Below are 11,829 nucleotides of genomic sequence, written 5' to 3' on the forward strand. Positions count from 1 at the left end.
GGCGGCGTAGGCCCCGCCTCCGAATCGCCCAGAGGGCCCGCGGGAATCCCGTGCCGTCGATACCGTGGAGGGGCGAGACGGCTCGGTGGTTCCAATAGTTGGAGGTTGCGTGAATTCCCTGTACCCGGCGGCGGATTCGCCCAAGAAGGCCCTGATGAACGTGCGAATCTTCGATGGGTCGGGCATATCCGGGCCGACGACCGTGGTGATCGACGGGCCCGTCGTCGGCGGTGACGCCGAGGGCGCGGAGCGGATCGACGTGCAGGGTGCGGTGCTGCTGCCCGGCTTCATCGACTGCCATATTCATCTGCACGGCCGGGAGAGCCTCGATCAGATGGCGGCGCACGGCGTGACGACGGCCTTGGATATGACCACGTGGCCGGTCGAGAAGCTGGCCGGGTTGCGGGAGGTGCCCGGTACCAGCGATATTCGCAGTGCGGGCGTACCGGTGATCGGCGGGGGAGGGGTGCACGCCAAGCTGCCCGGTCTGGCCGCCGACGCCGTCATCACCGATCCGGGGCAGGCCGATCGTATGGTGGCCGAGCGCGCCGCGGCCGGCTCCGATTACGTGAAGTTGGTGCTGGAGGCGCCCGGTCAGGGCGGGCCCGAACCCGAGGCGGCCGCGGCGGTGGTCGCGGCCGCGCATGCCCGGGATCTGCGGGTCGTCGCGCACGCCACCGCGATCAGCGCATACGCCCTGGCCGCGCGGATCGGCGTGGACGTCGTCACGCATGTACCGCTGGACGGCGTGGTCCCGCCGGCAGTGGTGCGGCTGCTGGCCGACCGCGGGCTCACCGTCGTCCCGACCCTGGTGATGATGGAGGGCATCGCGGCGGCGATCGGCGCGCCCGAGGCCTTCGACGGCTGCCTCGCCACCGTCCGCGCCCTGCACGAGGCGGGCGTGCCCGTGCTGGCGGGCACCGATGCCAATGCCCAAGCGGGGGTGCCGTTCCAGCCGCCGCACGGGGCCGCGCTGCACCGCGAACTCGAACTGCTGGTGGCGGCCGGGCTGACCCCGGCCGAAGCCCTGCGCGCCGCAACCCTGCTGCCCGCAGAGCATTTCGGACTGCACGACCGCGGTTTGATCGAGCCCGGCCTGCGCGCCGACCTGGTGCTCCTCGACGGCGACCCGCTCGCCGATATTCGCGCCACCCGTGCGATCACTCGCGTCTGGTGCGCGGGCATCGACCACGACGTGGCGAAACCCGAGAACTGACAGCCGGTTTCACCTCGCGCCGAGGCCCTGTTCGGCCCGCGCGCCTGTGTGGCTCGCGCCGCGGCTGTCGAGCCTGCGTCGCGCCGCCACTCGCTATTCAGAAATGTGCTCCGCTGCCGACCGGCAGCGGAGCACGAGATCACAGAGTTACTTCAGCGCCTGCTCCGCACCGCGATTGAGCGGGACCGGGCTGGTGTTGCCCGCGGTCGCGCGGTCGATGCCCTTGGCGGCCGGGTTGGCTTGCACCAGTTGGCCTTTGCGATCGAAGAGGACCTTGGTCAGCACGCACGCCAGATTGGCGTCGATATTGTCGCGGACCAGCAGCACGTTCGGGACCACGATCGTCTTGACGTCGGCGGGCAGACCGTAGGTGGCGGCCGGAATGACGCCCTGCTCGTAGACCGGGTTGACCGTGCGCATCTTGTCGAGCAGATCGGCGATATCCAGGAACTTCACCGAATCCTTCGCGGTGGTGAACAAGTCGGTGATGCCCGGAGTGGGCAGTCCGCCCGACCAGAACATGGCGTCGACCGAACCGTCCTTCATGCCTTCCACGGTCTTGGTCAGATCCAGGCGCTGGGCGGAGATATCGGAGTCCGGATTCAGCCCCGCGGCCTGCAGCAGCCGGTTGGCGATCACCTCGGTCCCGGACTTCGGCGAGCCGGTGGACACCCGCTTGCCGCGCATATCCGCGATGGAGTTGATGTTCGCGCCATTGCGCACGATCACCTGGGTGTAGTTGGTGTAGATGCGCGAGATCGCCTGGATCGGCTGCTTCTCCTTGAAGGTGTCCCCGGTGCCGAGCACGGCGTCGGCCGCGGAATCGGCGAGCGAGAACGCCACCTGGTACTGGCCCTGCACGAGCTGCTGGATGTTCTGCACCGAGGCGCCGGTCTCGGCGGCGGTCGCCTTCACCTTGCCGCCGGTGGCCGCCGAGATCTGCTCCGCGTAGGCATTGCCGAGCGCGTAGTACACGCCCGTCGCATTGCCGGTCGCGATGCTGACCCGCGTCTCCTGCGTCACCTCGCAGGTGATCTCGCCGCCGGTGTCGGCCGTCGGAGTGTCCTGCCGGCCACCGCATCCGGTGAGCAGTGCGGCCGTGACCGCCGCCGCCACCGCGATCGTCGCGAATCTGGTCATGATTTCCCCTCGTGTGAGACCGGCTTCGAAAGAGCTTGTGCCGGGGCCGGTTCCCGACGGTGACTTGTGAATCGGGTGAGCGCCCAGGCCGCCGCCAGCAGCGCCGCCCCGATGCCGAGCGTGACGAAGTTCGGATACAGCAGCACGACGCCCGCCAGGGCCGCGAGCATCCGCGCGATCCGATCGGCGCGGCCGGCGCCGAGAATCCAGCCGCCGGTAGCCATGGCCAGCGCCGCCACCGCGAGCGCCACCATCAGGCTGGTGATGACGATCTCGACGATCGGCCCGCGGCCCAGCAGCCGCTCACCGGAATCGGTGAGCACGAACACCAGCGGAACGAGGAAGGCGGGCAACGCGTATCGCAGGGTCTGCCACATGGTCGGCAGCGGCCGGGCGCCGGTCACGGCCGCCGCGCCGACGGCCGCCAGGGCCGTCGGCGGCGTCACCTCCGACAGCACCGAGTAGTAGAAGACGAACATGGCGGTGGCGGGCGCGGACACGCCCAGCGTCAGCAGCGCCGGCCCGATGATCACCCACCCGATCACGAACGAGGCCGTCACCGGAATGGCCAGCCCCAGCAGCGCCAGCGCGATGGCCGCCAAGGCCACCGTGGCAGCCAGCACCACGGTCGCATTGTCCGACAAGGCCGATGCCGTCCGCACCAGCACCGCCGCCAGCTGCGCGCCCAGCCCGGTCTTGGTGGTCATCGAGGTGATGATCCCCGCCGCCGCGCACACCGCCACCACCGGCAGCGCCGAGCGAATGCCCGCCGACAGCGACGACAGGCTGCCCGTCACGAACTCCCGCGCCACCGCGCGATCGAACGAACCCTGCTGCCGCACAGCCCGATCGATCAAGGCCAGCACCAGCGCCAGCGCCGTGGCGTAGGCCACCGCCTTGGTGGCGCTGACCCCGAGCAGCAGCAGCACGATAATGGCGATCAGCGACAGGAAGTGGTATCCGAAGCGTGCCAGCAGTTTCCACGCCGGCTCCGGCGTCCGCGCCACTTCGCCGTTGGTGGCGGCCGTGCCCTGTGAGTGGAACCGCCGCGCGTCGATCTCGACCGCCAGCAGAATCCCCAGGTAGTAGAGCACCGTCGGAATCGACGCCCAGACCAGCACCTGCAGATACGAAACCTCCAGGTACTCGGCCACGATGAACGCCGCGACCCCCAGCGTCGGCGGCGACAGAATCGCCCCCACGCCCGCGGCGGCGAGCATCCCGCCGGCCTGTTCCGGGGAGTACCCGGCCTTGCGCAGGATCGGCCACGTCACCGCCCCCGTGCTGACCGCGGTGGCCGTCCCCGATCCGGACACGGTCCCGAGCAGGAATCCCGACGTGACCGCGGTCCGCCCCGGCGCACTGTTGGACCGCCGGAACGCCGCCACCGACAGCTCCACGAAAAACCGTGCCGCCCCTGAGAATTCGAGCACCGCCCCATAAATGGTGAACAGCACGATGTAACTAGCGGCGACATCGAGCGGCGTCCCGTAGAACCCGCTGGCCGAGTTGTACAGCGCATCCACGATCTGCGAAAAGTCCAGCCCCGCATGCGCCACCGACCAGTCCTGCGGCAGCAGTCCGCCGTAATACCCGTATGCCAGGAAAATCGCGCCCACCAACGGCAGTACCCACCCCGTGGTTCGCCGGCAGGCCTCCAGCACCAGCAGCAGCACCACCGCCCCCATCCCGATATCGACCGGGTCGAGCAACCCCTGCCGATCCAGGAATTCGTTGTAACCCCCGCCCCCGGAACCGATTTCAAATGGAAGCACCGGGTACAAGCAGGCAACCAGCGCCACCCCCGCCAGCACCCAATCCAGCCACACCGGCCGATCGGCCCGATCCAGCCGCCGCCACCCCGACCCGTAACTCAGAAAAACCAATGGCAGCGTCAGCCCCAGGAACAGAACAAGGTAATACTGACTCCCCTGAGCCAGCGGCCGGAACACCTGCCACAGCGCCAGCCCCCCAATCCCGAATGCCCACACCGAAACCAGGCGATTCGACCACCCCCGCAATGCCCGCGAGGGCCGCTCCTCATCGTCCACCCCGAGCTCGGCCGGCGTAGCCAGACCCGTACTGGCACCTTGCGCAGCCAACATGTGCGAGACGATATAACGCTCAGTTTGTTTCCGCAGACGAACAAAGCCCCCATTTCCGCGACCTCAGGGTTCTTCGCCACCGCCCACGAGGGATTCGGCGGTGCGGGCACCGGCCTGGTGGAGGGTGAAGCTGCGGCCGAGTCTGAGGGTGGAGAGGTCGACGCCGAGGGCCTTGACCACCAGGGCGCCGAATTCGACCCCCATGAGGGAGTTGACGCCCAGGTCGGGCAGGCGGACGGTGCGGTCGATGGACTCGGGTTCCACGGTCAGGACGGTCGCCAGCTGCTCGGCGAGCAACCGGGCGACGAAGTCGGTGCGCTGCTGTTCGTCCAGTTCGCGCAGGGCCGACCGCAGCTGGGCCGCGGCCGATTGGTTGTCGGCCGCGGCCGCGATCAGGGGCCGGACGCGCCCGACCAGCTTGAAGTGCGGGATGGCGGCCGCGACTCGTCCCCAATCGATGGCGGTAATGGCCACCTGGTGGTGGATATCGAGTTCGAGGGCCTTCTCCAGGTACTCGGTGGCCTCGTCCATATCGATGGGGTCGAACCCGGTGGTGCGCAGGTAATGCGTCACGCGGTCGTCGGCCTCGGCCATGCCGCCGCCGGCCAGATGGCCCCAGCCGACCGCGAGGACCTTGCCGCCGGGCGCGAGGCCGATGCGGTCGCGCGCGATCCGGTCGGCAATGGCCTGCATCGCGAGATTGGCCGCGGCGTAGGAGTATTGGCCGACACTGCCGAAGATGGCGGCGATCGAGGAGAACAGGACGAACATGTCCAGCTCCGCTCCCGCCGCGGCGAGGGCGTGGCGCAGGGCCCGCGCACCCTCGACCTTCGGCCGGTAGACCGCGGCCAGGCCGTCCCGATCCATGTCCGCGATGCGCCGGTCGTCGACGATCCCCGCGGTGTGGAAGACGCCGCGCAGCGGGTGCTCGGCGGTGTGCGCCCGGGCCAGCACCCGGGTCAGTGCTTCGGCGTCGGTGACATCCACTCGTTCCTCGGTGATTTCGACACCCTGGCGTTCCCAGGCCGCGATCTGATCCCGGCTCGCAGCGGTGCGGGCCCCGCCGCGCCCGAGCAGGATGAGGCGGCGCGCACCCGTGCCGACCAGCCAGCGGCCGACCGCCAGGCCGAACGCGCCGAATCCGCCGGTGATCAGGTATCGCGCCGCCGGATCGACGGTGAGCGGCGGCGTGTGCGGCCGCACCATCGGCGCGGTGGCCGCCAGGCCGAGGGCGATCCGCCCGATCCGGTCCGGGTGCGCGACATCCTCGAATGCCTGTGCCACATCGTCTGTTTCGTAGAGCTCGACCGGCAATTCCGGATAGCGGCCGGAGGTGAGCGCGGACGCCACCCGATGCATCAGGTCCATGGTCTCGCCGCGGCGCGACCGCAGCAGACGGTTCAGGTCGAAGGACTGGTACGAGACGTTCTTGTCGAAGGACCGCATGTCCATGATCTCGCCACCGCGGGCATCGGCCTTGCCGATCTGGACGATGCGGCCGAATTCGGCCACCGCCAGGAAGTTCCGGCGCACGATCTCACCATGCGCGGTGCCGAGGATGATATCGGCGCCGCGCCCATCGGTCAGGCGGAGCACGTCGTCGGCGAAATCGAGGGAACTCGAGTCCAGGGCGTAGTCGGCGCCGTCGGAGAGCAGGCCGGCGCGCAATTCATCGGCGCCCGCGGTGCCGATGACGACGGCGCCGTGCAGTTTCGCGATCCGGACCGCCGCGGAGCCGACACCGCCCGCCGCGTCGTGCACCAGCACCACCTCGCCGGCACGCACCCGAGCCAGTTCCAGCAGGGCGTATTCGGCGGTGGCGTAGGACACCACACTCGTGGCGTGCCCGGGCCGGGCGCCGGCGCCGATGCGGGTGACCAGTGCGCGGTCGATGGTGTGGAAGCGGCTGATTCCGCCCTTCGCGAAGACCATCACCCGATCACCGACGGCCAGATCGCCTACCTCCGAACCGATCCGGACCACGGTCGCATCACCGGCCGCGTCGATGACGTCGAGCGGATTCCGGTCAGCGAGTCCGACCGCGTGCATGCGGACTTCGACGTCGAGCGGTCCGGGCGCCCGCCGCTCACAGCGCCGCCAGCCCACGCGCGAGGATCTGCGCGAGCCGAGCGGGTCGAGGGTGAAGTTCGCCTCCGGATCCGTCAGCGGCACAGCCCGGTCGAGCGCTGCGAGGCGCTCCGGCAGGCTCGCGGTGACCACGGTGGACCAGCGCTGACCGTCGCGCAGGATCACCTCATCGGTGTAGTCGTAGGTGAAGGAGCCCGGAATGGCGAGCTCGGCGGCGAGATCGGCGGCGGCTACCCCGGATTCGACGTCCACCAAGCGCCAGCGCAGGCGCAGTTGGTCGTTCAGCAACACCCGGCGGGCCCCGGCGAGCGCCGTATGGGCCGGATTCGGTGCGCCGTCCGCCTCGGGATGCGCGTACGCGCGCTCCGTGACGAGCGTGACATGCATGGAACCGTCCCCGACCATGGGGATTTCGGCGCCACGCCGCTCGAGCCACGCCTCGAAGAACTCGTCGAGACCCACCGCCAGCCGGCGCAGTGTCCAGAGGCCGTCCAGGTCGGAGTACTCCGTCCCCGCGACCAGCACGACGTGCAGCCGTTCGATGTCCTCGAGGTCGGTGATGGCCCGGAGCCGTTCGCTCACCGCGGTTTCCAGGTCCTCGCGGCCGGGATCGCCGACCGCGAACACCTCGCTCCGCACCGAGCCCGCCGCGATGCGCGCCGCGAGATCGCCGGGCTCGCAGCCGAAGTCGACAATGAACGCGAAGCCGGATTCCGCGGCCGGCAGCGCGGCGCGATCGACCGGTTCCCGCCTCTCCCACCGGTCCTCGTAGAAATGGTCCGTCATCCGTTGCAGCGCACCACGATCCGGCACGATCGCGCCGAGCCGCAGACCGACCACCCGCACCACCACATTGCGCTCGGCATCGAGCAGATCCACATCGGCGACGAGCCCGGTGCCGGTGGTGAAGCGGGCCACGACCGTCACCTCATCCGGAACCGCATCGAAGACCCGCACCCCGGCCACGCTCACCGGGGCCAGCGCCTCGTCCCGCGTCCCGCCCGAACCCAGCGCCAGGGCGCCGAGGCTCTGCAGTGCGGCATCGAGCACGCACGGGTGCACGAGATGTCCGGAGTCCCGCACGGCTGCCCCGTCCACGGTGGCGACCACGGTGGATCCCGATACCCACAAGCCGGTGGTGAGCCGGAATGCCGGGCCGTAGTCCAGTCCGCGGGCACGGAACGCGTCATAGAACGCCGCCGTATCGACGGAGTGCAGCTCGTCGGGGGCGGGCAGCTTCACGGTGGCGGAGTCGAAGGCGCCGGTGACCAACCGCCCGCTGGCATGGAGGGTCCAGAGTTCGCCATCCGCCTCGCGGGAGTGGATGGCGAACTGCCCGGTCGACTCCTCGACATGCAGCTCCATGATCGGCGCCGCGCCCTCCTCGATGATCAGCGGCGCGATGAAGCGGACGTCCTCCACCGCCACCCGGGCCGACCCGGCCCGCAGGGCCGCCGCGCTGAGCGCCGCGTCGAGATAGGCCGCGCCCGGCAGCATGCGCGCACCGCCGACCACATGATCGGCGAGCCACGGCATGGCGCCCACGCTGAGCTGGACGCGCCAATAGTCCGCCGGACTCTCCGGATCCGGGTCGCCGAGCATCGGGCGACCGCCCGGCGTGCCGAATTTGAGCCGGGCCACGATCGGAGCCTGACTGCGTAGGTGGGTGCGTTGCCATGGATACCGCGGCAGCTCGATGTGCGGAGTCACCACGCCGTCGAACAGGGCGTCGATATCGAGCGCGCCCGCGGCGTACAGCCCGGCGATGGTCTGCCGCAGGCTCTCGGAATCGGATTGCTGACGACTCAGCGTGGCGACCGATGTTCCGGATTCGCCCGCGCGGATGAGGGTTTCGCGAATACTGCCGCCCAGGACGGCATGCGGTCCGACCTCGAGGAAGACCCGGTGTCCCGCACCGGCCATGGCGGTGACGGCATCGTGGAACAGCACCGTCTGCCGGACATTGGCGCACCAGTACTCGGCGTCCCAGTCGGCCCCGGTGACGCGCTCGCCGGTGACCGTGGACCACAGCGGGACAGTCGGATTCGAGACCCGCAGCTCGGCGAGCGCGGTGCGCAGATCGTCGAGGATCGGCTCCATGAGATGGCTGTGATAGGGCACCTCGACGTGCAGAAGTTTTGCGAAAACGCCTTGGTCGGTGAGAGTTTCGGCGATCTCCCGCAAGCGCGCCATGGAGCCCGCCAGGGTGACGACGCCGGGGCTGTTGACGGCGGCGATATCGACCTGCTCGTCCTCGGCGACGAGTTCCCGTGCGGCGCGCGGTGACAGCGCGACCGCCAGCATGCCGCCGGTGCCCGCCACGGTGGCTTGCAGCCGGGCGCGATGGTAGCCGACCAGCAACGCCTCGCGCAGCGACAGCATGCCGGTGACATAGGCCGCCGATACCTCGCCGACACTGTGGCCCACGACCGCCGCGGGGCGGATGCCGAGTTCGCCGAGCGCGGCGACCAGCGCGACCTGTAGGAGGAAATTGGCGGGCTGCGCGACCGCGGTCGTGGTGACCCGCGACTGTTCCTCGGGCCGCAGCAGTTCCGCGACAATGGACCAGCCCGCGAGTTCGATGAACTCCGCGTCGATGCGCGCGGCCTCCGCGGCGAAGGCGCCTCCCGCCGTGAGGAGCTCGCGACCCATGGCCCACCACTGCGGGCCCATTCCGGTGAATACGAACACCGGATCGGCATTCTCGCTCGCGGCCACCTTGGTCGCGCGGCGGCCGGTTCCGCCGGTGAAATCCCGCAGGGCCCGTACCAATTCCGTGTCGTCGCCGAAGATCAGCCCGGCCCGGAACCGGTGATGGCGGCGACGGGTCCAGGCCGCCTCGGCCAGTCGCGCCGGATCGGCGCCGCCGGCGATCAGGTCGAGGTATCCGTGCGCCAATTTCCGCGCGGCCTTCTCGGTGCGTGCCGAAATCGGGAATATCCCGAAGTGTTTCGGCTCCCGGGCCGGGACCGCGGCCGGTGCGTACTCCTGGAGGATGGCGTGCGCATTGGTGCCGCCGTAGCCGAATCCGTTGACCGCGACGGTCATTCGCTCGATCTCGGTTCCCACCGGCTCCGCGTCCAACTGCAGCGCGATCCCCAGCGTGTCGAACGGGATATCGGGATTGGGTTGCTCCAGCCAGCCCTGCGGGGGGATCGTCCGCTTCGAGATCGCCAGCGCCGACTTGATGACGCTCGCGATGCCCGACGCGGCCTCGGTATGCCCGAGTTGGCCTTTCGCCGATCCCACGCCGACCGGCCGGGTGCGCCCCTCGACCTGCCCGTATGCCCGCCCGATGGCCTGCAATTCGAGCGGGTCGCCGATTGGCGTGCCGGTGCCGTGCGCCTCCACATAGGTGATTTCGTGCGGTGCGATGCCCGCTCGCCGCGTCACGGTCCTGGCGAGGGCTTCCTGGAGATCGGCATTGGGAACCGTGATGGCGGTGGTGCGCCCGTCCTGATTCGATCCGGTCGCCTTGATCACGGCGTAGATCCGGTCGCCGTCGCGCTCGGCGTCCGCGAGCCGCTTGAGCACGACCATGCCCGAGCCCTCGCCACGCCCGTACCCGTCGGCGGAGGCGTCGAACGGCTTGCTGCGCCCGTCGGCGGCCAGGAAGCCGGCCTTGCTCATGGAGATGAACGGCTCGGGCTGCATGAGCATATTGATGCCACCGGCCAAGGCGAGGGTGCAGTCACCGGTGTCGAGCGCCTGGCAGGCGAGATGCACGGCGACGAGCGAGGAGGAGCAGGCCGTGTCCACGGTGATGGCGGGCCCGAGCAGATTGAGCGCGAACGCGATTCGATTCGACAGCATGGTGTACGACGCGCCGGCGGCGGTGTGCATGTCCACATGCGGGAGGGCGTCGCTGGAATTGGATACCGCGAGATGATCCAGGGTGAACGCGCCCAGGTAGACGCCCACCGGGGCGCCCATTGCCCGGCGCGCCATCCCGGCGTCGTCGAGGGCTTCCCACGCCACCTCCAGCACCAGCCGCTGCTGTGGGTCCATGGCGGCCGCCTCGCGCGGGGAAATGCCGAAGAAGTCCGGGTCGAAGGCCCAGGGATCACCGGTCAGGAATGCGGCGCGTTTGGTGTACATGCGCCCGGGCGTGCGCCGGTCCGGATCGTAGTAGCGGCGGTAGTCCCAGCGATCGGCGGGAATGTCGGTGACGCCGTCGCGTTTGCCGATAATGAAGTCCCAGAACGATTCCGGTGAATCGATCCCCCCGGCGTAGCGGCACCCGATCCCGACAATGGCGATGTCAGCCAAGATCTTTCCCTCACATGTTCGCGTCCGGCAGCCAAGACTAGGCCAGGGCCGGATAGCGCGCCCGTTCGGTCGTGCACCGTCAGATGGGGGTGCGGAGAGTTCGACCCCCGATACGCCGATATGGCACGATCGTGCAGGTGAGCAACCGGACCGGTACTCAGCAGCATCTGCAGGATCTGGCTCGGCTGCGGCGGGTCAAGGATCGGATCGATCGGGAGTACGCGCAGCCGCTGGATGTGGAGCGGCTGGCTCGGGATGCGCATATGTCGGCGGGGCATTTGAGCCGGCAGTTCAAGGCCGCCTATGGGGAGTCGCCCTATTCGTATCTCATGACGCGGCGGATCGAGCGGGCCATGGCATTGCTGCGGCGGGGGGATCTCAGCGTGACCGAGGTGTGCTTCGAGGTGGGGTGTTCATCGCTGGGGACGTTCAGCACGCGGTTTTCCGAGCTGGTCGGCGTGTCGCCGAGTGCGTACAAGCGGGAGGCGGAGGAAGCGCGGAATACCGAGGGGATTCCGCCGTGCGTGGCCAAACAGGTCACCAGACCGGTCAGGAATCGAGAAGCCCCGCCCGCCGGGCAGCAATTAGCGTGATCCGCATGGACATCAGAATCGCTCAGAGCTACCTGCCGCAGACCGATCCGGAGGCCGCCATCGGCTTCTACCGCGATGTGCTCGGATTCGAGGTGCGCACCGACGTGGGGTTCCAGGGCATGCGCTGGATCACCGTCGGGCCGCCGTCGCAGCCCGAGATCGCCATTGTGCTGTACCCGCCGGGGGCCGACCCGGGCATCACCGAGGACGAGGGCAAGGTCATCGAGGAGATGATGGCCAAGGGCACCTTCGCCAGCATCAACCTGGCCACCCCGGATCTCGACGGCGTATTCGAGAAACTGCAGGCCAGTGACGCCGAGGTCGTGCAGGAGCCGACGGATCAGCCCTACGGCGTGCGCGACTGCGCCTTCCGGGATCCCTCCGGCAACATGATCCGTATCAAGCAACTCTGAGGAGA

The 11,829-nt window shown here is 69.3% G+C and carries 6 protein-coding genes; 3 read left to right on the top strand and 3 right to left on the bottom strand.

Annotated elements, in window-relative coordinates; all coding sequences use genetic code 11:
• Positions 1 to 109: 109 nt before the first annotated feature.
• The gene (locus ACYQ5L_RS07655) at positions 110 to 1,216 is read left to right on the top strand and encodes an amidohydrolase family protein (RefSeq protein ID WP_459956626.1); all 1,107 of its coding nucleotides are present in this window, start codon (positions 110 to 112) and stop codon (positions 1,214 to 1,216) included.
• A 147-nt stretch (positions 1,217 to 1,363) separates the two neighbouring features.
• Here the strand turns inward: ACYQ5L_RS07655 and ACYQ5L_RS07660 are convergent, their stop codons facing one another.
• From ACYQ5L_RS07660 to ACYQ5L_RS07670, 3 genes are all read right to left on the bottom strand, one after another.
• Positions 1,364 to 2,356, bottom strand: a complete 993-nt coding sequence (locus tag ACYQ5L_RS07660) for a TAXI family TRAP transporter solute-binding subunit (protein ID WP_459956628.1) — start codon at positions 2,354 to 2,356, stop codon at positions 1,364 to 1,366.
• The gene (locus ACYQ5L_RS07665; protein WP_459956630.1) at positions 2,353 to 4,461 is read right to left on the bottom strand and encodes a TRAP transporter permease; all 2,109 of its coding nucleotides are present in this window, start codon (positions 4,459 to 4,461) and stop codon (positions 2,353 to 2,355) included. Before ACYQ5L_RS07665 ends, ACYQ5L_RS07660 begins: the two co-directional genes overlap by 4 nt.
• Before the next feature lie 63 nt (positions 4,462 to 4,524).
• On the bottom strand, positions 4,525 to 10,818 hold the full coding sequence (locus tag ACYQ5L_RS07670; protein ID WP_459956632.1) for a type I polyketide synthase: 6,294 nt from the start codon (positions 10,816 to 10,818) through the stop codon (positions 4,525 to 4,527).
• 83 nt (positions 10,819 to 10,901) lie between these two features.
• Here ACYQ5L_RS07670 and ACYQ5L_RS07675 point away from each other — a divergent pair, with 83 nt between their 5' ends.
• Together ACYQ5L_RS07675 and ACYQ5L_RS07680 are read left to right on the top strand one after the other, a co-directional pair.
• The gene (locus tag ACYQ5L_RS07675) at positions 10,902 to 11,411 is read left to right on the top strand and encodes a helix-turn-helix transcriptional regulator (protein WP_459963348.1); all 510 of its coding nucleotides are present in this window, start codon (positions 10,902 to 10,904) and stop codon (positions 11,409 to 11,411) included.
• Positions 11,412 to 11,416: 5 nt separating this feature from the next.
• Complete coding sequence (locus ACYQ5L_RS07680) at positions 11,417 to 11,824, top strand: VOC family protein (protein ID WP_459956634.1); 408 nt, start codon at positions 11,417 to 11,419, stop codon at positions 11,822 to 11,824.
• The last annotated feature ends 5 nt before the right edge of the window (positions 11,825 to 11,829 follow it).

It is taken from the genome of Nocardia sp. IFM 10818 (genome assembly GCF_054655275.1).